General features: G+C 74.5%; 24 protein-coding genes. 14 read left to right on the forward strand and 10 right to left on the reverse strand.

The annotated features are described in order from the left end of the window. The first annotated feature begins 73 nt into the window (after nucleotides 1-73). Both MF406_RS16960 and MF406_RS16965 read left to right on the forward strand, forming a co-directional pair. Nucleotides 74-532, forward strand: coding sequence for a phage holin family protein (locus tag MF406_RS16960; RefSeq protein WP_242895777.1), 459 nt, complete (start codon nucleotides 74-76; stop codon nucleotides 530-532). Then, the gene (locus MF406_RS16965; RefSeq protein WP_242895778.1) at nucleotides 529-831 is read left to right on the forward strand and encodes a DUF3618 domain-containing protein; all 303 of its coding nucleotides are present in this window, start codon (nucleotides 529-531) and stop codon (nucleotides 829-831) included. Before MF406_RS16960 ends, MF406_RS16965 begins: the two co-directional genes overlap by 4 nt. A gap of 222 nt (nucleotides 832-1,053) precedes the next feature. Here the strand turns inward: MF406_RS16965 and MF406_RS16970 are convergent, their stop codons facing one another. After that, nucleotides 1,054-1,335, reverse strand: coding sequence for a BldC family transcriptional regulator (locus MF406_RS16970; protein ID WP_242895779.1), 282 nt, complete (start codon nucleotides 1,333-1,335; stop codon nucleotides 1,054-1,056). 264 nt (nucleotides 1,336-1,599) lie between these two features. Between MF406_RS16970 and MF406_RS16975 the strand changes: the two genes are divergently transcribed. Continuing rightward, the gene (locus MF406_RS16975) at nucleotides 1,600-1,803 is read left to right on the forward strand and encodes a DUF3073 domain-containing protein (protein WP_242895780.1); all 204 of its coding nucleotides are present in this window, start codon (nucleotides 1,600-1,602) and stop codon (nucleotides 1,801-1,803) included. Between the two features lie 283 nt (nucleotides 1,804-2,086). Here MF406_RS16975 and MF406_RS16980 read toward each other — a convergent pair whose 3' ends face one another. The 4 genes from MF406_RS16980 to MF406_RS16995 form a co-directional block, all read right to left on the reverse strand. Further along, the gene (locus MF406_RS16980) at nucleotides 2,087-2,356 is read right to left on the reverse strand and encodes a hypothetical protein (protein WP_242895781.1); all 270 of its coding nucleotides are present in this window, start codon (nucleotides 2,354-2,356) and stop codon (nucleotides 2,087-2,089) included. Between the two features lie 118 nt (nucleotides 2,357-2,474). Continuing rightward, a complete protein-coding gene (gene purM, locus MF406_RS16985; RefSeq protein WP_242895782.1) occupies nucleotides 2,475-3,590 on the reverse strand; it encodes a phosphoribosylformylglycinamidine cyclo-ligase in 1,116 nt (371 codons plus the stop codon). Then, nucleotides 3,587-5,233 carry an amidophosphoribosyltransferase gene (purF, locus tag MF406_RS16990; protein ID WP_242895783.1) on the reverse strand — a complete coding sequence of 549 codons (1,647 nt, stop codon included), beginning with the start codon at nucleotides 5,231-5,233 and terminating at the stop codon, nucleotides 3,587-3,589. Before purF ends, purM begins: the two co-directional genes overlap by 4 nt. Before the next feature lie 163 nt (nucleotides 5,234-5,396). Further along, on the reverse strand, nucleotides 5,397-6,149 hold the full coding sequence (locus tag MF406_RS16995; RefSeq protein WP_242895784.1) for a sulfite exporter TauE/SafE family protein: 753 nt from the start codon (nucleotides 6,147-6,149) through the stop codon (nucleotides 5,397-5,399). Nucleotides 6,150-6,306: 157 nt separating this feature from the next. Here MF406_RS16995 and MF406_RS17000 point away from each other — a divergent pair, with 157 nt between their 5' ends. After that, complete coding sequence (locus tag MF406_RS17000) at nucleotides 6,307-7,344, forward strand: magnesium and cobalt transport protein CorA (RefSeq protein ID WP_242895785.1); 1,038 nt, start codon at nucleotides 6,307-6,309, stop codon at nucleotides 7,342-7,344. A gap of 64 nt (nucleotides 7,345-7,408) precedes the next feature. Here MF406_RS17000 and MF406_RS17005 read toward each other — a convergent pair whose 3' ends face one another. Both MF406_RS17005 and MF406_RS17010 read right to left on the reverse strand, forming a co-directional pair. Continuing rightward, nucleotides 7,409-7,924, reverse strand: a complete 516-nt coding sequence (locus MF406_RS17005) for a hypothetical protein (RefSeq protein WP_242895786.1) — start codon at nucleotides 7,922-7,924, stop codon at nucleotides 7,409-7,411. A 295-nt stretch (nucleotides 7,925-8,219) separates the two neighbouring features. Beyond that, nucleotides 8,220-8,567: a sterol carrier family protein gene (locus MF406_RS17010; protein ID WP_242897861.1), complete on the reverse strand. Its 348-nt coding sequence runs from the start codon at nucleotides 8,565-8,567 to the stop codon at nucleotides 8,220-8,222. Nucleotides 8,568-8,824: 257 nt separating this feature from the next. On the opposite strand from MF406_RS17010, the gene MF406_RS17015 reads away from it, so the two are divergent. The 10 genes from MF406_RS17015 (at nucleotide 8,825) to MF406_RS17060 (ending at nucleotide 19,144) form a co-directional block, all read left to right on the forward strand. Beyond that, entirely contained in the window at nucleotides 8,825-9,538 is a 714-nt protein-coding gene (locus tag MF406_RS17015; protein ID WP_242895787.1) for an ATP-binding cassette domain-containing protein, read from the forward strand. Then, nucleotides 9,538-10,437, forward strand: coding sequence for a hypothetical protein (locus tag MF406_RS17020; RefSeq protein WP_242895788.1), 900 nt, complete (start codon nucleotides 9,538-9,540; stop codon nucleotides 10,435-10,437). The genes MF406_RS17015 and MF406_RS17020 overlap by 1 nt, the downstream gene beginning before the upstream one ends. A gap of 188 nt (nucleotides 10,438-10,625) precedes the next feature. Then, nucleotides 10,626-12,008, forward strand: coding sequence for a sensor histidine kinase (locus MF406_RS17025; protein ID WP_242895789.1), 1,383 nt, complete (start codon nucleotides 10,626-10,628; stop codon nucleotides 12,006-12,008). Beyond that, nucleotides 12,005-12,715, forward strand: coding sequence for a response regulator transcription factor (locus MF406_RS17030; RefSeq protein WP_242895790.1), 711 nt, complete (start codon nucleotides 12,005-12,007; stop codon nucleotides 12,713-12,715). Before MF406_RS17025 ends, MF406_RS17030 begins: the two co-directional genes overlap by 4 nt. A gap of 213 nt (nucleotides 12,716-12,928) precedes the next feature. Further along, nucleotides 12,929-13,972, forward strand: a complete 1,044-nt coding sequence (locus MF406_RS17035) for an AraC family transcriptional regulator (RefSeq protein WP_242895791.1) — start codon at nucleotides 12,929-12,931, stop codon at nucleotides 13,970-13,972. An 89-nt stretch (nucleotides 13,973-14,061) separates the two neighbouring features. Further along, nucleotides 14,062-15,528: an NAD(P)/FAD-dependent oxidoreductase gene (locus MF406_RS17040; protein WP_242895792.1), complete on the forward strand. Its 1,467-nt coding sequence runs from the start codon at nucleotides 14,062-14,064 to the stop codon at nucleotides 15,526-15,528. Then, nucleotides 15,528-16,736 carry a zinc-binding dehydrogenase gene (locus MF406_RS17045; protein ID WP_242897862.1) on the forward strand — a complete coding sequence of 403 codons (1,209 nt, stop codon included), beginning with the start codon at nucleotides 15,528-15,530 and terminating at the stop codon, nucleotides 16,734-16,736. The genes MF406_RS17040 and MF406_RS17045 overlap by 1 nt, the downstream gene beginning before the upstream one ends. 85 nt (nucleotides 16,737-16,821) lie before the next feature. Next, the gene (locus tag MF406_RS17050) at nucleotides 16,822-17,055 is read left to right on the forward strand and encodes a hypothetical protein (RefSeq protein WP_242895793.1); all 234 of its coding nucleotides are present in this window, start codon (nucleotides 16,822-16,824) and stop codon (nucleotides 17,053-17,055) included. Continuing rightward, on the forward strand, nucleotides 17,052-17,483 hold the full coding sequence (locus MF406_RS17055) for a type II toxin-antitoxin system VapC family toxin (protein ID WP_242895794.1): 432 nt from the start codon (nucleotides 17,052-17,054) through the stop codon (nucleotides 17,481-17,483). Before MF406_RS17050 ends, MF406_RS17055 begins: the two co-directional genes overlap by 4 nt. Nucleotides 17,484-17,545: 62 nt before the next feature. Then, nucleotides 17,546-19,144: an MFS transporter gene (locus MF406_RS17060; protein WP_242895795.1), complete on the forward strand. Its 1,599-nt coding sequence runs from the start codon at nucleotides 17,546-17,548 to the stop codon at nucleotides 19,142-19,144. A gap of 56 nt (nucleotides 19,145-19,200) precedes the next feature. Here MF406_RS17060 and MF406_RS17065 read toward each other — a convergent pair whose 3' ends face one another. The 3 genes from MF406_RS17065 to purL all read right to left on the reverse strand — a co-directional run bounded on the left by MF406_RS17065 (nucleotide 19,201) and on the right by purL (nucleotide 23,352). After that, nucleotides 19,201-19,500, reverse strand: a complete 300-nt coding sequence (locus MF406_RS17065; protein ID WP_242895796.1) for an MTH1187 family thiamine-binding protein — start codon at nucleotides 19,498-19,500, stop codon at nucleotides 19,201-19,203. Beyond that, entirely contained in the window at nucleotides 19,500-20,837 is a 1,338-nt protein-coding gene (gdhA, locus tag MF406_RS17070) for an NADP-specific glutamate dehydrogenase (protein ID WP_242895797.1), read from the reverse strand. Before gdhA ends, MF406_RS17065 begins: the two co-directional genes overlap by 1 nt. Nucleotides 20,838-21,006: 169 nt before the next feature. After that, nucleotides 21,007-23,352 (reverse strand): phosphoribosylformylglycinamidine synthase subunit PurL, encoded by a 2,346-nt coding sequence (purL, locus tag MF406_RS17075; protein WP_242895798.1) that lies wholly within the window; start codon nucleotides 23,350-23,352, stop codon nucleotides 21,007-21,009. Nucleotides 23,353-23,460 lie beyond the last annotated feature (108 nt).

Below are 23,460 nucleotides of genomic sequence, written 5' to 3' on the forward strand. Positions count from 1 at the left end.
ACCGCGATCATGTCCCCGGGCGCGCGCGCCCGGCACAGGAGCGACCCGCCCACGGGCGGACGAGGAGACGATGGTGAGCACATCCGCTGAGCACGACATCCCGCCGGCCGGGGCACCCGCCCCGCCCGAGACCCGGCTCGTGGACGCCCCCAAGACCCGCAGCATCGGCGAGCTCTTCGCCCAGCTCTCCGAGCAGCTCTCCCGCCTCGTCCGCGACGAGATCCAGCTCGCCCAGACCCAGTTCACCGAGAAGGGCAAGCGGCTCGGGACGGGGGCGGCCTTCCTCGCCGTGGCCGGCGTCGTCGCGCTCTACGCCGTCGGCGTGCTGCTTGCCGCGGCCATCCTGGGCCTGGCGACGGCGCTGCCGGCCTGGCTCTCCGCGCTGATCGTCGGCGTCGTGCTCCTGATCGTCGCGGGGATCGCGGCGCTGCTGGGGAAGAAGCGGCTCGACGCCGCCAAGGAGGTCGAGGCCAAGCCCCAGGAGGGCCTCAAGGAGGACGTCAACGCGGTGAAGAAGGGGATCCAGCGGTGAGCCACGCGATGGAGCAGCAGCCCGGCAGTCGCACGCCGGAGGAGATCGAGGCCGACCTGGCCCGCACCCGACTGGAGCTGACCTCCACGGTGGACGAGCTGACCGACCGGCTGGACCCGCGGGCGAAGGTCGAGGAGGTCAAGGGGCGGGTGGATGCGGTCAAGGAGGCCGCGACGCAGCAGGCGGCCACGTTCGTGGGCGCGGTGCGGGAGCGCGACCCCAAGGCGCTGGCGACTGTCGGCGTCGGGGTGCTGGTGACCGTCGGGCTCACGATCCTGAGGTGGCGCCGCTCCCGGTGACCGCTGCGCAGGTCGGCGCGCGACGACGGGTGCGGCCGCCGGGACGCTCGGTGACCCTGGCTGGGCCGGCACGCGATGACGAATGCCTCCCCTGGCACGCTCGGTCGGCTGTGCCCAGGACGCACCGTGGGCCCTGCCGGGGGCCGGTGCGCGCGGCGGAGGCCGGCGGGGCGCGGTGGCCCCTGCGTGGGCCGGCGTGCGCTGGCCGGGGCTGCGGCGTCGTCAGGAGGCGCTGTCCCGGTGGGCCACGTCCGGCGCGGCCGGCCCGCCGTTGGTAGCCGCGCCGCCGGCGACGACCGCCTGGCCGCCGTCGCCGGCCGTCAACCCGCTGGCCACCAGCAGGTCCTCCACCTCGGCCCGCCGGAAGCGACGGTGCCCGCCGAGCGTCCGGATCGAGGAGATCTTCCCGGCGTTCGCCCACCGGGTCACCGTCTTGGGGTCTACCCGGAACCTGGCTGCCACCTCCGACGGCGTGAGCAGCTGCTCGGCCCTCTCTTCGGGCATGGCTTGCCTCCCTGGGACGTCCGGCGCGTACCTCTAGGCAACCATCCGCCGGGCCAGCACGACCGGGCCGATAGTCCCGACAATCGGGACGTATGCGGCGTAGGTTCCGGTGCAGGCGAGATGCGTCCCACAGCGTCGGCGCCCGGCCCGGAATGGCTGGGGGCCCGGGCGACCATGTACCGTTGCCCCTACGAACAGATGATCACGCACGGGGCCGCACCGACCGGTGCCTGCCCCGGTCCTACGTTGGAGGGGGTCGACGCCATGGGGCGCGGCCGTCAGAAGGCCAAGCAGACGAAGGTCGCTCGCAAGCTGAAGTACTTCAGCCCCGAGACCGACTACCGGGCTCTCGAGCGAGAGCTGACGTCGAGTTCCGCCGACGACGTAGACGACGGTGAGTACGACGCGGAGATCCCCCCGGCCACGGACGACGAGGCCGACTGGGACAGGTTCGGCCGGGCCCGGTGACCACGCGCCGCAGTGATCTGGTGATCTGAGCTGAGCCGAGGGCGCGGGCTGGCCGGCCGCAGCGCGACCGTCGCGGCCGTCGCGGCTCGTGCCCATGCGACGACATCGTGTGTAGTCGTTTAAGCGCTTTCCGCCGCGCGGGAAAGCGCTTAAACGACTACACACGATGCACGCCGCAGCGGCTCGGGCTCAGGTGTGAGGCCTGGCTCTGAGTCTGAGTTCACGAGCACCCGTGCCTGTGGTTCGAGCAGGCCCCCGCCGGTGCCCGCGTCCCAGCCCGCCGTCAGGGCATCGGCGCGCCCGGCCCGGTCAGGTCGGCCGGGTCGTCCTCGTCCCGGTCACGGTCCCGGCGTGCGGCACGGTCGGCGTCCCCCGCGGACGCATTAGTGTCGACGGCCCCGCTGGTGTCGACGGCGCCGCTCGAGTCGACGTCGGCGTCCACCCCCGCGTCCGGGTCGGCCTCGGTGCTCGCGAGCGTGTCCGCGGCGATCTCCGCCTCGGTCCGCGCCCGCTCGGCCCCCAGGCTCGGGTCCTGCGGTGCTGGCTGGGACATGGTTCCTCCTCGCGCTGGTCCGACGGGTGGACCTCACGATAGGCGCGCGGTCGGTGGACCGCCTGCGCGCCCGCCGGTCCACCGCTCCGCTCGAGGCAGTGCCGTCGGCTGCCTCGGCTCAGGCCGTGCGGTAGGCGCCGCGCAGCCGCACGGTCCCGCCGTCGACGCCCTTCGTGCCCCGCACCAGGTCACCGACGCCGTCGCCGTCGGCCTCCTCAGCCCGGACGGTGCCGAGGACCCACGCGTCGATGCCGTGGCGGGCCAGGGCGGCGAGGGCGGCGTCCACGCTGTCCGGGCCGACCACCGCGGCCATCCCGACGCCCAGGTTGAGCGTGCCCTCGAGGTCGGCCCACGGGACGTTGCCGAGCCGCCGGACCAGGTCGAACACCGGCGGGACGGTCCAGGACGCCCGGTCGACGTCGGCCACCAGGCCGGGCGGCAGCACCCGGGCGAGGTTGGCGGCCAGCCCGCCGCCGGTGACGTGGCTGAGGGCGTGGACCTCCGCCGCGGCGATCAGGTCCAGGCAGGCGGGGGTGTACAGCCGGGTGGGCTCGAGGAGCTCGGCGCCGAGGGTGCGGCCGAGCTCGGGCACGTCGCGGTCCAGCGCCCAGCCGGCGACGGCGACCACGCGGCGGACCAGGGAGTAGCCGTTGGCGTGCAGCCCGGAGGCGGCCATCGCCACCACGACGTCACCGGCCCGGACCCGCTCGGCCCCGAGGACGTCGTCGGCCTCGACGACGCCGGTGGCCGCCCCGGCGACGTCGTACTCCGCCGGGCCGAGCAGCCCCGGGTGCTCCGCGGTCTCCCCGCCGAGCAGCGGGACGCCGACGGCGGCGCACGCGGTGGCGATGCCCCGGACGATGTCCGCGACCCGCTCGGGGACCACCTGCCCGGTGGCGATGTAGTCGGTCATCAGCAGCGGCCGGGCACCGACGACGACGATGTCGTCCACCACCATCCCGACGAGGTCCTGGCCGATGGTGTCGTGGACGTCCAGCGCCTGGGCGACGGCGACCTTGGTGCCGACGCCGTCGGTGGAGGTGGCCAGCAGCGGCCGGCGGTAGCCGCGCAGCGCGGAGACGTCGACGAGCCCGGCGAACCCGCCGACGCCGCCGAGGACGCCGGTGGTGTGGGTGGCCCGGACGGCGTCCTTCATGAGCTCGACGGCGCGGTCGCCGGCGGCGGTGTCCACCCCGGCCGCGGCGTAGGTCAGGGGCGGGGTCGGCCCGGTCACGAGGCGGCCTCGGCGGCGGGGACGGGCCAGCCCGCGGCGTCGGCCGACACCCCGCCAGCCGGCACCTCGCCGGCGGCATCCGCCGGCACCACGCCACCGGCCGGCACCCCGCCGGTCGCCTCGGCCGGCACCCCCGGCACCCCCGGCCCGGCCGTCGGGGAGTCGCCGGCGTCGGGGATGGTGGGCGCGTCCGCGCCGGAGACGGTGGCGCCGCCGCTGATCGGGACGGGGTAGGCGCCGGTGAAGCAGGCGGTGCACAGCCGCCCGGCCGGGATGGTGGTGGCGGCGACCATGCCGTCGAGCGAGATGTACCCCAGGGAGTCCGCGCCGAGGGAGTCCCGGATCTCCTCCACGCTCAGCCCGTTGGCGATGAGCTCGGCCCGGGTGGCGAAGTCGATGCCGTAGAAGCACGGCCACTTCACCGGCGGGGAGGAGATCCGCACGTGCACCTCGGCGGCGCCGGCCTCGCGCAGCATCCGCACCAGCGCGCGCTGGGTGTTGCCCCGGACGATGGAGTCGTCGACGACGACGAGCCGACGGCCGGCGATGACCTCGCGCAGCGGGTTGAGCTTGAGCCGGATGCCGAGCTGGCGGATGGTGTCGGTGGGCTGGATGAACGTCCGGCCCACGTAGTTGTTCTTCACCAGCCCCTGCGCGAACGGGATCCCGGCCTCCTGGGCGTACCCGATCGCGGCCGGGGTGCCGGAGTCAGGGGTGGGGATGACCAGGTCGGCCGCGACCGGGTGCTCCCGGGCCAGCGTCCGGCCCATCTCGGTCCGCGAGGCGTTGACGGAGCGGCCCGCGATCTGGGTGTCCGGCCGGGCGAGGTAGACGTACTCGAAGACGCAGCCACGGGGGTCGGGCTCGGCGAACCGGCGGGAGCGCAGCCCGTCGGCGTCGATGACGAGCAGCTCGCCCGGCTCGACCTCCCGGATGAAGGAGGCCCCGACGATGTCCAGCGCCGCCGTCTCGGAGGCCACCGCCCAGCCGCGCTCGAGCCGGCCCAGGACGAGGGGCCGGAAGCCGTGCCGGTCCCGGGCGGCGTAAAGGGTGTGCTCGTCCATGAAGACCAGCGAGAAGGCGCCCTCGAGCAGCGGCAGCACCTCGGCGGCGACGTCCTCCAGCCGGTCCCCGGCCTGCGCCTCGCCGCCGAGCAGCGCGGTGACGACGGCGGTGTCGGTGGAGGAGCCGCGGCCGAGCTCCCCGTGCAGGTCCTTGCCGAACCGCTCCTGCACCAGCGTCATCAGGTTCTCGGTGTTGGTCAGGTTGCCGTTGTGGCCCAGCGCCACCGTGCCGGTGGCGGTCGGGCCCAGGGTGGGCTGGGCGTTCTCCCAGGCCGAGGCGCCGGTGGTGGAGTACCGGGTGTGCCCGACGGCGATGTGCCCGGTCAGCGAACTGAGCGCCCGGTCGTCGAAGACCTGGGAGACCAGGCCCATGTCCTTGTAGACGAGGATCTTCTCCCCGTCCGAGGTGGCGATGCCGGCGGACTCCTGGCCCCGGTGCTGCAGGGCGTAGATCCCGAAGTAGGTCAGCCGGGCGACGTCCTCCTCGGGTGCCCAGACGCCGAAGACGCCGCACTCGTCCTGCGGCCCCTTCTCGCTCGGGTCGAGCGCGTGGGTCAGCCGTCCGTCACCGCGTGCCACCCGGCCATGGTGGCACAGCGCCCGCCGACGGCGGCAGGGCGGACCGCGGGCTGGCACCGGTCGCCGTCGGCGGCGTCCCTGCCCTCGCCTGCCGACGGCGTCCCTGCCCTCGCCTGCCGACGGCGCCCCACGCCTCACGACTGCCGCCGGCACCTTACGGCTCTTACCCCAGCAGCCGGAGCAGCCCGCGCACCAGCGTGCTCACCGCGCCGACCGACACGACGACGCCGGCCACCCGGCGGGCGGCGCGGGCGGAGACTCGCCGCGCCACCCACCCGCCGGCGACGACGCCGACCGGCACGGCGGCCATCACCGTCAGGACGAACCACCACGGCGGCAGCCCGGCCGGCCCGGCCGCGCCCAGCGCCACCTTGGTGACCAGCGAGACCACCCCCATGGTGAGGAAGAGCGGCTGGAGCGTGGCGGCGAACGAGCGCTGCTCCCACCGGGTGGCCTGGGCATAGACGAGCATCGCCGGCGCGGCCACCCCGACGGTGGTGTTCAGGAACCCGCCCACCGCGCCGGCGAGGAGCCCGGGCAGCCGGCCGGGCAGGTACGGCACGCCGCGCATGACGACGGCGCCGGCCAGCGCGAGCAGCACCACCGCGCCGATGACCACCTCGAGCCAGCCGCGGTCCACGACGCGCACGAGCAGCGCCGCCGGCACCGACCCGACCAGGACGAGCGGGGCGACGGCGGCGTACCGGCGCCAGTCGACGTCGGCCCGGACCGCGAGGGTGAGGAGGAGGGCCGAGACGACGGTGGTCGCGTTGGTCAGGAGCACCCCGGGCACCGGGCCGATGACGAGCGCGAGCGTCGGGGAGAGCACGAGGCCGGTGCCCATCCCGCTGGTGCGCTGCAGGACGCAGCCGAGGACGACCGCGGCGACGACCAGGACCAGCGCGCCGGCGCTCACGCCGCCGCCGCCCACGAGACCGGTCCGTCCGGTGACTCACCCCGTGCACCCATGGTCGGCAGCATCTCAGCCCCGGCCGGGCCGCCCCTGACCGGCCCGGCCGCCGCCCGCGCCGGCCCGCCTAGACTGCGCACGACGCCGAGAAGGTGAGGCCCGGATGACCGTGGTGGACAACGCCGTGTACGTGGACGGGCGCCGGCACGCCGAGCCCGGGTCGCTGGACCTCGCCTTCGACGTCATGGACGAGGTTCACGGCATGGCGTGGATCGATCTGTACCGCCCGGACCGGTCCGAGCTGGACGCCGTCGCCCGTGAGTTCGGCATCCACTACCTGGCCGTGGACGACGCCATCGCCGCCCACCAGCGCCCGAAGGTGGAGCGCTACGGGGACGTGCTGTTCACGGTGCTCCGGGCGGTGCGCTACCTGGAGGCCGAGGAGCGCCTGGAGCTCGGCGAGCTGCACGTCTTCACCGGCGCCGACTTCGTCGTCACGATCCGGCACGCCGAGTGCCCGGACCTCGGCCGGGTCCGGCGGCGGATGGAGGACCAGCCCGAGCTGCTGCGCCTGGGGCCGGAGGCGGTGCTGTACGCGATCCTGGACGAGGTCGTGGACGAGTACGCCCCGGTGGTGGCTGGCCTGCAGAACGACATCGACGAGATCGAGGACGAGGTCTTCGGCGGCGACCCGGCCGTGTCCCGGCGCATCTACGCCCTCTTCCGGGAGGTGATCGGGTTCCAGCGCTCCATCGACCCCCTGGGCGACGTGCTCCAGGCCCTGCCCGGCGGGGACGCCGTCCCGGCCGGGACGACGAGCAGGCACCCGGGGCACACCGAGCTCAAGCGCCACCTGCGTGACGTCGCGGACCACGTCACCCGGGTCAGCGAGCGTGCCGACGGGTTCCACGCGCTGCTGCAGAACATCCTCACCGTCAACGCGACCCTGGTGGGGCAGCGGCAGAACGAGGAGACCAAGCGCCTGACCGAGACGTCGGTGGCCCAGGGCGAGCAGATGAAGCGCATCTCCGCCTGGGCCGCGATCCTCTTCGCCCCCACCCTGGTCAGCTCCGTCTACGGCATGAACTTCGACGTCATGCCCGAGCTGCACTGGACGCTCGGCTACCCGTGGGCGGTGGCGCTCATGGTCGCCGCCTGCCTGGTGGCCTACGTGATCTTCAAGCGCAAGGACTGGCTCTGACCGCCGGTCAGCACCGGCGGTGACGAGCTCTAGGCTCCGCCACCAAGTGGTAGCAGGGTGGTCGTCACGTCGCCGGGTGCGACCCGGTGCCCGGTCCTGCCGGGTCCGCTCCGGGCGCGCGAGGCGCCGCCGCGCCCTGACTAGTCCCTCGGCTCGCGGGGTCCTCCGTCGCTGGCACCTCGTCCCTTGACCTCTCGTCGACGGCGCCCGCACCCGCAGGGCCGTCGTCGACGGTGCCCGCACGCGCAGGACTGTCGACCGCGCCCTCGTCCACGGCGTGCTCGGCGGCAGGGCCGTCGTCGACGGCGACCTCGCGGGCCGTGCGCTCGTCCCCCGGCGTCTCGTCGGGAACCGTGCGGGCCGGCCGGCGGACCCGCCGCCAGGACCGCCGGTCGGCCGCGACGCCGACGGCGGCACCGGCCAGCCCGCCGACCGCCCCCAGGGAGAGGAACACCAGCCAGAACAGGGCACTGCGCCCCACCGCTGCCGGCGGCGTGAGCAGGACCAGGGTGAGGGAGACCACGGCGCCGAGCACGACCCCGGTGAAGATGAACCGACCGAGACGGGGGGCGTGGCGCACGGTCGCCGGGTCTACGACGTCGAGGATGCGGTGCGTGGTCGGCTCCGCCGGTTCGCCCGGGTACGCAGCCTCGCCCGGCGCGTCCGGCTGGCCCGGCGCTTCACCTTGGCCAGGCGTACCAGCCCGGCCCGGTGCGCCCGCCCGGCTCGGCGCGCCCGTCTGGCTCTCCGCGCTTGGCACCACCGTCGGCGCCGCGGCCGCCTGCCCGGCGGCTGACCGGTCCACCGCGGATGCGGGCGCCGGGGGCTCGGCCGGGGCCGGGTCGCCGTCGGGCCGCTCGAGATCGCTCACCCGATCAACCTAACCGGGTCAGCAGCGGCAGGACGCCGTCGAGGTCGGCCCGGGCGCCGGAGGCGACCACCCGGCCGGCGGCGACGGCGTCAGCCCACGCCAGCCGCCCGGTGGCCAGGGCGAGCCAGGTCTGCGGGTCCGTCTCCACCACGTTGGGCGGCGTGCCGCGGGTGTGCCGGGGGCCGGGCAGCGCCTGGACGGCCCCGGCGGGCGGGACGCGGACCTCCACGGCGTTGCCGGGCGAGCTGGTGGCGAGCTCCTCGAGGGTGAACCGCACCGCGGTGCGGACGACGGTCGCGGGTGCCTCGTCCCCCTGGTCGTGGGCGGCGGCCCAGCTCTTCAGCGCGGCCATCCCGGCGGCGGGGTCGATGCGTCGGCGTGGCACGCAGGCCACGGTAGCCCGCGCGTCGTTACCGCTTCGGCTCCACCTGCCCCCCGGTTCCGACCTTTGGCGGAGCTGGGCCGGCCCGCCGTCCGACAAAGGGAGGCAGCAGATTCTCGACCTGGGCCCGAGGCGGCAGCGGGGCGGCTCGATCAGGCTTTCAGGTGGCGGCAGACGGCTGCCACGCCGGCAGCCACCAACCGGTCGTCACGAGCACGGGAGAACTCATGCATGCCCTCGAGGCAATCAACCTCACCAAGTCCTACGGCGGCGTCCGCGCCGTCGACGATGTCAGCTTCACCGTCGGACCCGGCCGGATCGTGGCGTTCCTCGGGCCCAACGGCGCCGGCAAGACGAGCACGCTGCAGCTGATGCTCGGCCTGGCGGAACCAGACAGCGGCAGCGCGCGGATCTTCGACCAGCGCTACGCCGACCTGGACCGGCCGAGCAGCGTCGTCGGCGCCCTGCTGGATTCCGGCGGGCTGCACCCGGGCCGGAGCGGCCGCAACCACCTGCGCGTCCTCGCCGCCGCGGCGAAGCTGCCGCCCGCCCGCGTCGAGCAGGTGCTGGCCCTGGTCGGGATGGAGCAGGCGGCGCACCGTCCGGTCAAGACCTACTCGCTCGGCATGAAGCAGCGGATCGGCCTGGCGGCGGCGCTGCTCGGCGACCCCAGGATCCTGATCCTGGACGAGCCCGCGAACGGGCTCGACCCGGCCGGGATGCGCTGGCTACGAGAGCTGCTCCGCCGGTTCGCCGACGACGGCGGCACGGTCCTCCTCGCCAGCCACGTGCTGGCCGAGGTCGCCGACGTCGCCCACGACGTGGTGGTGATCGGCAGCGGCAAGGTCCTGGCCGCCGCACCCCTCGCCGACTTCGCCGCCGGCCGCCGGCTCGAAGACACCTACCTGGAGCTCACCGCGACGCACGGAGGCATGCGCTGATGATCACCGCCGAGATTCTCAAGATCCGTACCACCAGCGCCGGCAAGATCCTCGCCGTCGTGGCGCTGGCGACGATGACGTTCACGCTGCTCGTCGGGCTCCTGGCGCCCACGCTGCTGCCCGTCCTGGCCGGCACGGACAGCAAGGGCATTGGCTACCAGGTCGACACCGGCGACCAGGACCAGATGCTGTCGGAGCTGATGTCCGCGGCGGACCCGTCGAGCGCGGACTACCAGCGCGGCATGCTCGACGTGCTGGGCAACGGCTCCCTCGGTTCCGGCGGGGGCGCGAGCGTCATCGTCATCTGCGCGGTGCTGCTCGGCGTCTTCGCGGCGACGAGCGAGTTCCGCTTCGGGGGCATCGTGCCCACGGCGCTGGTCGTGCCGAACCGTTCGCGGATGCTGCTCGGCAAGGCGGCCGCGGTCGCCGCGGTCAGCGCGGTGGGCGGGGTCGTGCTCGCGCTGCTGACGGGCGCGGCGCTGCTGGTCGGGGTGGGGCCGGCCGCCGACGGCGGGATCCTGGTCGCGCCCACCGAGATGGCGACGATCTGGTTGCGCGGGATCGTCCTGCTCGTGCTCTACGCCCTCGTCGGTCTCGGGCTGGGCACGCTGATCCGGAGCCAGGTTGCGGCGCTGGTCCTCGTGTTCTGCGCGGTCCTCGTGGAGGCGGTCATCCCCTCGCTCTTCCAGCTCATCACCGGCAGCATCCCGCTGCTGGTCGCCCTGCTGCCGTTCGGGCTCGGTCCGGTGGCCTCCACGGGTACCGTTCCCCCCGGGGTCGCCCTGCTCGGCGGCACCCAGGTGCTAGGGCCGGCGGTCGCCACCGGCGCCCTGGTCCTCTGGAGCCTGCTCGCACTCGGCGCCGGCCTGCTCAGCCTGCACCGCCGCGACCTGGTCTAGCGTCGGCGGCATGTCTCGCCGCGGACCGCGGTCGGTGGACCGCGGTCCGCGGCGGACGGCGGACGACGGACGACGGACGACGGACGACGGACACCACCGGACCACCCGAGAACGAGGAGCAACCCATCTCCGTTCACGAGGAGCGCCAGATCAGGGACGTCGCCGACCCGAGCGGCCCTACCCGGTTCATGACCGCCCTGCACGAGTGGCTGGCCCGGGTCGGCATCCGTACGCCTGCGGCCCGCGACGCGCTGCTCGCGGTCGTCGTCGCCGTGGTGTCCGTGGGCTTCTTCGTCGCCATCCTGCTCGTGACTGCAGGCTCCCCCGCCGGTCCGGGGGACCTCGCGATCGGGCGGGGCCAGCTCGTCGCGGTGGCCGTCATCGTGTTCCTCCAGGCACTGCCGCTCGGCCTGCGGCGGACTGCGCCGGGGACCTGCCTGCTGCTCACGGCGCTCATGCAGGTGGTGCTGGTGGCAGTGTTCGCCGACTCGATCCGCGCCATCGCGCCGCTGCTCGCGGCCTACGCCGTCGGCGCCTACGCCCGGCGCTCGCGGGTCGGCTGGATCCTCGCCGGCGTCATCGCGCTCGAGGGCGTCTTCGGCGTCCTCGCCGGCGCCTTCGTCTTCCCACGCATCGGCTCGCTCCTGGGCGGCAGCCTCCCGAACGTGCTGAGCCAGCGGGGCACGGCCGCCTGGACCGCGAACTACCTGCTCTCGGTCGCGATCACCTACACCGCGCCGGCGCTGCTGGGCAGGTTCATGGCCACCCGCCGGCAGTACGTCGCGCTGCTCCGGCAACGGGCCGACCAGGCGGTCCGTGAGCGTGAGGCACGGGCGAGGTCCGCCGTCGCCGAGGAGCGGGCCCGGATGGCCCGCGAGCTGCACGACATAGCGGCGCACCACCTGTCCGGCATCGTGGTGCAGGCCGGCGCGACGGAACGGCTCGTGGACACCGATCCGGCGGCCGCCCGCGAGGCCGCGCGGTGGATCCGGAACCAGGGCAAGGAGACGCTCGACAACATGCGCATGGTGGTCGGTATCCTCCGTGACCGGGACGACGGCGACCGGCCCGGTCCGTCGGCCGGTGACGCGGGCAGCGACGACCAGCTGGCGCCGGTCCCCGGCCTCGCGGCCCTCGACCAGCTGATCGCGGGCACCACCGGCCTGGGCACGGCGGTGCGCTGCGAGGTCCTCGGAGACCCCTTCCCGCTCGGCCCGACCGCGGACCTGGCGGCGTACCGCACCCTCCAGGAGGCGCTGTCCAACGCCCGCCGGCACTCGCCGGGCGCGGCCGTCGCGGTCCGGCTGCAGTACCTGCCCGACCGGCTCGAGCTGCGGGTGGACAGCGAGCCGCCGCCCGGCGGTCCGCTGCTCCCCACCGGCGACGGCGGCGGGCACGGCCTGCTGGGGATGCGCGAGCGGGCGGAGCTGATCGGCGGCACCCTCGAGGCCGGGCCGACCCGCGACGGCGGCTGGCGGGTCCGGCTGCGTGTGCCGTACGACGCCCGGATGGATCGCGTCGGCCCGTCGGTCGGTGCCCGCGCTGCCGAGCTGGAGGAGGACGGACGTTGATCTCGGTCGTGCTGGTCGATGACCAGGCAGTCGTCCGCGCCGGGTTCCGGGTGATCCTGGAGTCCGCCGGGGACATCGAGGTGGTGGGCGAGGCCGCCAGCGGGCGGGACGCGGTCCGGGTGGTCCGGCGGCTGCAGCCCGACGTGGTCTGCATGGACGTGCGGATGCCGGACGGCGACGGCATCGCGGCGACCCGGACGATCCTGGAGCCGTCCCGCGCCACCGGCGACGGCTCACCACCGGCGGCGGGACCGGCTGCCGGACGGGCGGGGCCGCCGGCGATCCTGGTGGTGACCACGTTCGACCTGGACGACTATGTCTTCGGTGCGCTCGAGGCCGGGGCGAGCGGGTTCATCCTGAAGGACACCGATCCCGACGACCTGATCGCGGCGGTGCGCAGCCTGGCGGACGGCCAGGGCCTCGTAGCGCAGTCCGTCACCGGCCGGGTGATCAGGGAGTTCGCCCGGCGCCGGGCGCCGCAGCCGGCGAGCAGTGCCGCCCTGGACCGCCTGACCGAGCGCGAGCAGGACATCCTCCGCCTGCTGGCGCAGGGCATGTCCAACGCCGAGATTGCGGGTGCGCTCTTCATCGAGACCAGCACCGTCAAGTCGCACCTGAGCAACCTGATGGCGAAGCTGGGCGTGCGCGACCGGGTCCAGGCACTCGTCTGGGCGTACCAGAACGGCCTCGGCACCGACGCCCGATAGGCCAACGAGCGACCCGTGGCGGCCGCGCTGGAGGGGGGTCTCGGGGCAGTCCCGACGGTCGCGCCCACGCCGCTGTTCCGACGGTCGCGACACTCACCTCACGGGCCCGCCGCGCACCGAAGATCAGTCCTGCTGTGCCGCCGACGCCGGGTCCGGACGCAAGGATCGGCGACCGATTGCGCCGTCGGCGGCCCGGTACCGACAATCCGGGGGATGGAGGATCGTGGGCGGACCGGCGGCCCGCGCGGTCCCGGCACCGTACGGGCCGCCGGGATCCGTGGATACCCGGCGGTCGTCGTCGAGCTGGGCGGTGATCCTGCCGCGCTCGTGGCTGCGGCCGGGCTCGACCCGGCAGTTCTCGACCACGACGAGCTACCGATCTCGGACCGCGCCCTGGTCGCGCTCCTCGAGCGAACGGCCGACGAGCTGCGGGCTCCCGATCTGGGGCTGCGCCTCGCCGCACGTCACGACCTCAGCATGCTGGGCCCGATCGCCATCGTCATCGCGAACTCACCGACGGCCGAGGCCGCGCTCGACGGTGCGAGCAGGTACCTCGACTACCACTCGGACGCGATGCGCGTGGAGCGCGTTCCTGACCCGCGCGGTGATCCGGCCGTCGTCGGCGTGCGCTTCACGGCGCACGAGTGGGCCTCCCGGCCGCCCCGGATCGCGCTGGACGCGGGACTGGGCTTCATCCATCGCGCTCTCGGGCTGGTGCTCGGCGAGCACTACGGGCTCGTCTCCGTCGAGCTCTCCTACGCTCCGAGCGCCGACCTCTCCGTCTACCGAAGGTTCTACGGCGCCCCGGTCACGACCGACGCCGACGCCGATGTGCTGCGCGTGCGCGCCGACATGCTCGCGCGCCCCATCACCGGCGCCAACCCGCGCCTGCGAGCGCAGACCGAGGCCTACCTGCGTTCCGTGGTGCCCGACGCCGACGATCTGGTCGGGCGGGTACGGGCGGTGGTCGGCGCATCGCTCGGACTCGTGCCGCCGACGCTCGGCGACGTCGCGCGAACCCTCCGCCTGCACCCGCGGACGCTGCAGCGTCTGCTTGCCGCAGAAGGCACGACGTTCGTGGCCGTCGTGGACCGCCTCCGCCGCGACGAGGCACGGCGGGCACTGACGCTCACCGACCTGTCGTTCGCCGACATCTCGGCGCGGCTCGGCCTGGCCGAGCAGGCCGTCTTCACGCGCGCGTGCCGACGCTGGTGGGGCGTCCCGCCGCGGGTCGTGCGTGCGCCCCGCACGCGCTGACGTGCACCCGCTGACGTGTCGCGCAGGATCAAGTTTCTGTGCGGGCGGCCGGGCACACTCACGGGATGGAACTTGCGCAAGGAGGCGCCGTGACTCTGAAGCACACCGACGTCCTCATCGTCGGGGCCGGTCTGTCGGCGATCGACGTCGCTCACCGCCTGACCGAGGCCAACCCCGGCATCTCGTACACCGTGCTCGAGCGGCGCGCGAGCATCGGTGGCACCTGGGACCTCTTCCGCTACCCCGGCGTACGGTCCGACTCCGACGTGTACACGCTCGCCTTCCCGTTCCGTCCCTGGCGCGGCCGGAACGCGATCGTCGACGGCGACGAGCTGCTGCAGTATCTGCGGGAGACCGCCCGGGAGACCGGGTTCGAGGACCACGTGCAGCTCGGCACCGAGGTCGTCGACGCGGACTGGCGCGCTCAGGAGGCCCGCTGGCACGTGCGTGCGCTGCGCGGCGACCAGGAAGAGACCTACGTCGCGCGGTTCGTGTTCTTCTGCTCGGGGTACTACGACTACGACCGACCGCACGATCCCGGGTTCGTGGGCATCGAGGACTTCCGTGGTCAGGTGCTGCACCCCCAGTCGTGGCCCGCTGACACCGACCTGAGGGGCAAGCGCGTCGTGGTGATCGGCTCGGGCGCGACAGCCGTCACGGTGGTGCCGGCCCTCGCCGCCCAGGGAGCCGAGGTGACCATGCTGCAGCGCACGCCCACCTACGTGCTGGCGCAGTCCCGCACGGACGGCTTCGCCGACGTCGCCCGGCGCCTGCTCCCAGCCACGACTGCGCACCGCCTCGTGCGGGCGAAGAACATCGCCCTGCAGTGGACGCTCGTCCAGGCGTGCCGACGGTTCCCCGGCGCGATGCGGTCGCTGCTGCGCAAGGGCGTCATCGCCGGGACGGGTTCGGCCGACATCGCCGACGCCCACTTCGCTCCGCCCTACGACCCGTGGGACCAGCGCCTGTGCATCGCTCCCGACGGCGACCTGTTCCGCGCGCTCGGCGAGGGCCGGGCCACGGTCGTCACGGACACGATCGACCGGTTCGTCGCCGACGGGATCGTACTGTCCTCGGGTCGGAAGCTGCCGGCCGACGCCGTCGTGACAGCGACGGGGCTGCGCATCAGGCTGCTCGGCGGCGTCCGGCTGAGCCTCGACGGCGAGCCCATCGACCTCTCGCGCTCCTACACCTGGCACGGCGCGATGCTGAGCGGCATCCCGAACCTGGGCGTGTGCATCGGCTACATCAACCTCTCCTGGACCGTGCGCGCCGACATCACGGCGCGGCTCCTGGCGCGCATCGTGCGTCGCGTGCGCGAGACCGGCGTCGACGCCGTCGTCCCGGTGGCGCCGCCGGACCTGGGCGAGGGGCGGCCGTTCATGGACATGTCGTCCGGCTATCTCGCCCGCGCGGCCCATCTCATGCCCCGGGCGACGTCGACCTACCCCTGGGCGATCCGCCAGGACGTGGTCGTCGACGGGTGGCGCTCGAACCGCGCCGATCTCGACGACGGACTGGCCTACACCCGCGTCGACGAGCGAGTGCCCGCGTGATGCGCGCCGTCGTGCTCGAACGCGGCGAGCTCTCGGTCGTCGAGATGCCCGTGCCCCGGCCTGCGCGGGGGCAGATCCTCGTGCGGGTGCTGCGTTCGGGCATCTGCGGATCCGACCTGCATGCTCGCCGGTTCGCCGATCAGAGCGCCGACGTGGCCGCGGAGGTCGGCTATGCCGACTTCATGCGGCACGACCACCGGGTCGTCCTCGGGCACGAGTTCGTCGGCGAGGTGGTCTCCTACGGTCCGGGGTCGCGAGGGCGCTGGCCGGCGGGCTCGCGCGTGGTGACGCTGCCGCTCATCCGCCATGCCGGCGAGGTGCACATGACCGGCCTGTCGCCGCGTGCTCCCGGCGGTTACGCCGAGTACGTGCTCGTCGACGAGGATGCCACCATCCCGGTGCCGCCGGGCGTGCCCGACGACCTCGCCGCGCTCACGGAGCCGCTGGCCGTCGCGCACCATGCGGTGCGACGCGCTCAGGTTCGCCGTCGGGACACCGCACTGGTCGTGGGGTGCGGGCCGATCGGCCTCGCCGTGATCCTGATGCTGAAGTCCGTCGGCGTCCGGCGGGTGATCGCCAGCGACCTCGCTCCCGGGCGACGGGAGCTCGCCCGCCGGTGCGGGGCGGACGTCGTCGTCGACCCCGCCTCGGAATCCCCCTGGAGCCACCTCGCGGACGGTCATGTCACCTCGGCGACCGACCTGTACGGCGGCGGGATCCAGGCGATGCACTCGCTGCGGACGGTGCCCGGCATCCCGTGGGCGCGCGTGCTCGCCGCCGCCAGGCGCGCAGGGCTCGGTCCGTCCGGACCCGCCGTCTTCGAGTGCGTCGGGGTGCCGGGAGTCATCGAGGACATCGTCACGCATGCGCCGTTCCTGTCGCGGGTCGTCGTGGTGGGGGTCTGCATGACGCCGGACACCTTCCGGCCGACGATGGCCAGCAACAAGGAGATCGAGCTCAGGTTCTCGTTCAGCTACGACCCCGCGGAGTTCCACGACACGCTCCAGCTGATCGCCCGACGGCGGATCGACCCCCGCCCGCTGGTCACCGACGTGGTCGCACTGGACGACGTCGCGGCAGCGTTCGACCGGCTCGCGCACGCGGGCACCCACGCCAAGGTGCTGATCGCCCCGGGGCGGGTCGCCCGTGACTCGTCCGGCGGACGCGACCACGCCCGTGCGGCGGGCACCGACGGACGAGCGCCGTAGCAGCGGCTCGGCACGCCCGGCCCGCACCGCGCATACTGTCCAGCCGGCGGCTGCATTCTCGCTTCAGCGCTGCTAGATTGCATGCATGGGTGTCTCGATCACCGTCCGCGACGTGCCCGAACCCGTCCGTGACGAGCTGGCTGCGCGGGCCGCCCGTTCCGGCCGGTCGCTGCAGGAGTACCTGCGGATGGAGCTGACCGCGCTGTCCAGCCGCCCGTCACCGGAGGACGTCCTCGCGCGGATCCGCCGGAGCGCCCGGGCGTACCCGCCGGTCACCGCGGACGAGCTCGTCTCCGACCTCGACGCTGATCGGCGGTGAGCGCTCGGCGTGATCGTCCCGATGATGTCCGGCCGACCGTCGTGCCCGATGCCTCGGCCGTCCTGATGCTGCTCATCGAGCCTGGGACTCGCGGCGAGACGGCCGCCGGGCGGCTGAGCGGCTCGAACCTCGCCGTGCCGTCCCTGCTGCCCTACGAGGTCGCGAACGTGCTGCGCCGTCGCCGTCGGGCCGGCCTGCTCTCCGATACCGAGGCCCGGTTGGCCTTCGACGCGGCGAGCTCCCTGCCGGTCGAGACCTGGCCCTTCGACGCCGTCGCCGAGCGGGTCTGGGCGCTCGGGACGAACCTCAGCGCGTACGACGCCTCCTACGTGGCGCTCGCCGAGCTGCTCGACGCCGTCCTGGTCACCGCCGACCGGCGGATCGCCGCCGCGCCTGGGCTGCGGTGCCGCGTCGACGTCGTCGCGTGAGGGGGCCGGGCGAGACGTAGCAGCAGGCATGCCCGCCCGGGCACCTGCTACACCTGGTCCCCGTGACCTCCTCCCCCGCGGGCCAGGCCCCCGACCCGGCCCGGTGGCGCGCGTTCGCCGTCTGCCTCGGCGCCGGGTTCATGACCCTGCTCGACGTGTCGATCGTCAACGTGGCGCTGCCCTCGATCGAGGCGTCCCTGACCGCCGGCCCGACCGCCCTGCAGTGGATCGTGGCCGGGTACACCCTCGCCTTCGGCCTCGCGCTCGTCCCGGCCGGCCGGGTCGGGGACGTCCTGGGCCGGCGCGGTGCGTTCGTCGCCGGCCTGTCGGCGTTCGTGGTCACCTCGGCCGCCTGCGGCCTGGCCCCCTCGGCCGGCCTGCTGGCCCTGACCCGGCTGCTGCAGGGCTTCAGCGCCGGGGTGCTCAACCCGCAGGTGGTCGGGTTCATCCAGCAGCTCTTCCGGGGCCCCGAGCGCGGCAAGGCCTTCGGTCTGTTCGGCGCCACCGTGGGGATCTCCACCGCGATCGGTCCGCTGCTCGGCGGGCTCCTGCTCGCCGTCTTCGGCGAGGAGGAGGGCTGGCGCGCGGTGTTCCTCGTCAACGTCCCGGTCGGCGCGGTCCTCCTGCCCCTGGCGCTGCGCTACCTGCCCCGGCACCGCCCGGCCGGTGCCCCGGCAGGTGCCGACGCGCCCGTCCCGACCGACGACCGCGCCGCCGCCCTCGGCACCGACCGCGCCGCCGCCAACACCGGCCGCACCACCGGCCCCGGCACCGGCCGCGCCGCCGTCGGCCGGACCCGCCGGCTCGACGTCGACGTCGTCGGCCTCGTCCTGATCTCCATCAGCGTGCTCGGGATCCTGCTGCCGGTCATCACCGCCGCCGAGGGCACCGGCGGCGCGCCGTGGTGGCTCCTCGCCGTCGCCGCCGCGGCCCTCCTCGCCTTCGTCGGCTGGGAGCGCCGCGTGGAGCGCGCCGGCCGGCAGCCGGTGGTCTCGGCGGCCCTGGTCCGCACCCGGTCCTTCACCTTCGGCGGGGCGGTGGGCACCGCCTACTTCGCCGGGTTCACCGGCATCTTCCTCGTGGTCACGCTCTACCTGCAGACCGGGCTGGGCCTCGCCCCCTGGCAGGCCGGGCTGGTGCAGACCCCGTTCGCGCTGCTCGGGGCGCTCACCGCCGCGCTCAGCGGGCGGCTGCTCGAGCGCTTCGGCCGGTGGACCGTGGTCGCCGGGATCACCGTCATGGCGGTGGGGATCGCGGGGGTGGACCTCACCGTCGTACGGGCCGACGGCGGCCACGCCGTCGCGCTGATGACGGCCTGGCTGGCCCTGGCCGGGCTGGGCAACGGCACGGTGATCTCGCCGAACCAGGCCCTCACCCTCGCCGACGTGCCGGTCGCGCAGGGCGGCACCGCCGGCGGGGTGCTGCAGACGACCCAGCGGATCGGCGCGGCGGTGGGGATCGCGGTGATCGCCTCGGCGTTCTTCGCCACGCTGGCGGCCACCGGCGGCAGCGGCCCGGCCCACGGGTACGGCCCGGCGCTCAGCGTCGGCCTGCGGGTGACGCTGGCCCTGGTCGGGGTGGCCCTGCTGGTCGCGCTGCTCGACGCCGTCCGCCGGTCCCGGGGCGGCCGGCAGCGCAGCCCGGCGGGTCCGTCGGCCTGACCGGCGCGCCCGGCGGCCGCCGTCGGCCGACGGCGCCGCCCGGCAACGGACCGGCGTCAGCCGCCCAGCTGCTCCTCCACCCGGGCGACCTTGGCCTGCAGCTGCCCGGTCCAGCCCGGCCGGATGTCCGCCTTGAGCACCAGGGACACCCGCGGGCTGACGGCCACCACCGCGTCGGTGGCCCGCTTGACGACGTCCATCACCTCGTCCCAGTCACCCTCCACGGTGGTGAACATCGCCGTCGTCTCGTTGGGCAGGCCGGACTCGCGGACGATCCGGACGGCCTCGGCGACGGCGGCGCTGACCGACCCGTCCGGGGCGCCGACGGTGGGGGCGACGGAGAACGCGACGAGCATCAGACAACTCCCTGGGCGAGCATGGCGTCGGCGACCTTGGTGAAGCCGGCGATGTTGGCACCGAGCACGTAGTCCCCGGGCCGGCCGTAGTCCTCGGCGACCTGGGCGCACTGGTCGTGGATGTGCTCCATGATGACCTCCAGCCGGGACGCCACCTGGCTGAAGCTCCACGGGTCCCGGGACGCGTTCTGCTGCATCTCCAGGGCCGAGGTGGCGACCCCGCCGGCGTTGGCGGCCTTGCCGGGCCCGAACAGGGTCCCGGCCTCGGCGAAGGTCTCCACCGCGTCCGGCGTCGAGGGCATGTTCGCCCCCTCGGCCACCGCCACCACCCCGCCGCGGACCAGCGCCTCGGCGTCGCGGCGGTCGAGCTCGTTCTGGGTGGCGCAGGGCAGCGCCACCGTGCACGGCACGTCCCAGACCCGGCCGCCCCGGACCAGCCGGGCGCCGGGCCGGCGCTCGACGTAGTCCGCCACCCGGCCGCGCTCGACCTCCTTGACCTGGCGCAGCAGCGCGAGGTCGATGCCGGCCTCGTCCAGGACGTAGCCGCTGGAGTCGGAGACGGTCAGCACCTGCGCGCCGAGCTCCTGGGCCTTGGCGACGGCGTAGATGGCCACGTTCCCGCTGCCGGAGACGACGACCCGCTGCCCCTCCATGGCCTGGCCCTTGGTGGCCAGCATGCGGTCGGCGAAGATGACCGTGCCGTACCCGGTGGCCTCCGTCCGGGCCAGCGACCCGCCCCAGGTGACGCCCTTGCCGGTGAGGACCCCGCTCTCGTAGCGGTTGCTCAGCCGCTTGTACTGCCCGAAGAGGTAGCCGATCTCCCGGCCGCCGACGCCGATGTCCCCGGCCGGGACGTCGGTGTACTCCCCCACGTGCCGGTAGAGCTCGGTCATGAAGGACTGGCAGAACCGCATGATCTCGCCGTCGCTGCGGCCGTGCGGGTCGAAGTCCGAGCCGCCCTTGCCGCCGCCGATCGACATGCCGGTGAGGGAGTTCTTGAAGATCTGCTCGAACCCGAGGAACTTGATGATCCCGAGGTTGACGCTGGGGTGGAACCGCAGGCCGCCCTTGTACGGGCCGAGCGCGGAGCTGAACTGCACCCGGTAGCCGCGGTTGACCTGGACCCGGCCGCCGTCGTCCACCCACGGCACCCGGAACATGATCTGCCGCTCGGGCTCGACGAGCCGGGACAGGATCGCCTGGTCGTGGTACTCGGGGTGGCGGCGCACGACGACGTCGAGGCTCTCCAGGACCTCCCGGACCGCCTGGTGGAACTCCGGCTCGCCGGGGTTGCGGCGGAGGACCTGGTCGTACACCTCCTGCAGCTCTTCGTCCATGCGTCTGCCTTCCGTGGTCGGGCCCGGGCGGGGGCCGGGCTGGTGCTCGGGCCCGGCGGGGCCGGGCGGTCGGGGCCCGGCGGGGCCGCCGGGCGGTCGGGCCCGGCGGGGGCCGGGCGGTCGAGCCCGGCGGGGTCGCCGGGCGGTCGGTCGGGGGCGAGGCGAGGCCTCAGCCGAAGTAGCTCGGCAGGCTGGCGCGGGAGGCGGCTGCGAGCTCGGCGAGCGGGAGGGTGCCCACCCCGGCGAGCGTCAGGGCCGGCTCGCCGTCGTCCCCGCCGGCGCGGTCGTCCCCGCCGCCGCCGTCGTCGCCGGTGGTGCCGATGCGGGCGAGCGGGACGCCGTGGGCCCGGCACAGCGCGGCGAGGCGGTCCTCGTCGCCGGGCAACGCGGCGAGGACCGCCCGGGCGCCGGTCTCGGCGAACAGCAGGGTGGCCAGGTCGACGCCGTCGCGCCGGGCCACCTCGCCGACGTCGACGGCGGCGCCCACCCCGAACCGCAGCGCGGACTCGACCAGGGCCTGGGCGAGCCCGCCGCCGGACAGGTCGTGCGCGGCGTGCGCCACCCCCTCGGCGGCCGCGGCGATCAGCACCTCGGCCAGGGCCCGCTCGGCCGCGAGGTCCACCGCCGGCGGGATGCCGCCGAGGTGGTGGTGGACGACGTCGGCCCAGGCCGAGCCGTCCAGCTCCGCTGCCGTCGCGCCGAGCAGGTACACCCCGGCGCCGGCCGCGGTCCACCCCGAGGGGGTGGCCCGGGCGACGTCGTCGAGGACGCCGAGGACCCCGACCACCGGGGTGGGGTTGATCGAGGAGTCCGGCCGGCCGGGCTCGCCGGTGCCGTTGTAGAGGGAGACGTTGCCGCCGGTGACCGGGACGCCGAGGACCTGGCAGGCGTCGGCGAGGCCGGTGATCGCCTGGACAAGCTGCCACATGGCGTCCGGGTCCTCCGGGGAGCCGAAGTTGAGGCAGTCGGTGACCGCGCGGGGCCGGGCGCCCACCGTGGCGACGTTGCGGTAGGCCTCGGCCAGCGCCTGCTGGGCGCCGGCGTAGGGGTCGAGCTTGGTGAACCGCCCGTTGGCGTCGGTGGCCAGCGCCACCCCGAGGCCGGTGGCCTCGTCCACCCGGACCACGCCGGCGTCGTCGGGCTGGGCCAGGGCGGTGTTGCCCTGGACGTACCGGTCGTACTGGTCGGTGACCCAGGACTTGTCGGCCAGGTTCGGGGCGGCGACCAGGGCGAGGACCTGCGCGCGGAGCTCGGCGGGGGTGGTGGGCCGGGGCAGGGCGGCGGCGGTGTCGGCGACGAGCGCGTCCTGCCAGGCGGGGCGGGCGTACGGGCGGTCGTAGCGGGGGGCGTCGTGGGCGACGGTGCGCGGGTCGACGTCGACGATGCGGTGCCCGTGGTGGTCGATGGTCAGCCGCCCGGTGCCGGTGACCTCCCCGATGACCGCCGTCTCCACCTCCCAGCGCCGGGTGATGGCCAGAAAGGCGTCGAGCTTGTCCGGGGCCACCACGGCCATCATCCGTTCCTGGGACTCGCTCATCAGGATCTCCCCGGCGGTGAGGTCCTCGCGGAGCAGGACCTGGTCGAGGTCCACGTGCATGCCGCCGTCGCCGTTGGCGGCGAGCTCGGCGGTGGCGCAGGAGATCCCGGCCGCGCCGAGGTCCTGGATGCCCTCGACGACGTCGGCGGCGAAGAGCTCCAGGCAGCACTCGATGAGCACCTTCTCCATGAAGGGGTCGCCCACCTGGACGCTGGGCCGCTTGGCGGGCACGCCGCCCTCGAAGGTCTCGGACGCGAGGATGGAGGCGCCGCCGATCCCGTCCCCGCCGGTGCGGGCCCCGAACAGGATGATCTTGTTGCCCGGGCCGGAGGCGGTGGCGAGGTGGATGTCCTCGTGCCGGAGCACGCCCAGGCACAGGGCGTTGACGAGGGGGTTGCCCTGGTAGGAGGCGTCGAACTCGGTCTCGCCGCCGATGTTCGGCAGCCCGAGGCAGTTGCCGTAGCCGGCGACGCCGGCGACCACGCCGTGCACCACGCGGGCGGTGTCCGGGTGGTCGACGGCGCCGAAGCGGAGCTGGTCCATCACGGCCACCGGCCGGGCGCCCATGGAGATTATGTCCCGGACGATCCCGCCGACGCCGGTGGCCGCGCCCTGGTAGGGCTCGACGTAGCTGGGGTGGTTGTGCGACTCGACCTTGAAGGTCACCGCCCAGCCCTGGCCGATGTCGACGACGCCGGCGTTCTCGCCGATGCCGACGAGGAGGTGCTCGCGCATGGCGTCGGTGGTCTTGCGGGCGAACTGAGCCAGGTGCCCGCGGGAGGACTTGTAGGAGCAGTGCTCGGACCACATCACCGAGTACATGGCGAGCTCGGCGGCGGTGGGCCGGCGGCCGAGCAGCTCCACGATCCGGTCGTACTCCGCCGGCCGCAGCCCGAGCTCGCGGTAGGGCAGCGCCACCTCCGGCGTCGCGGCCGCGTGGTCGACGGTGTCCGGCAGCTGCTCGACCACGTCAGTCATGTCTCCTCCGCGCGGGTCGGGGGGCGGTGCGGGCTCAGGCTACCTGCCGCCGGGCGCGCGGCCGCGGGGGCGTCCGTCCCGCGGCCGGGGGGGCGTGGCCGGCGACGG

This window comes from Georgenia sp. TF02-10, assembly GCF_022759505.1.
Lineage (GTDB): Bacteria > Actinomycetota > Actinomycetes > Actinomycetales > Actinomycetaceae > TF02-10.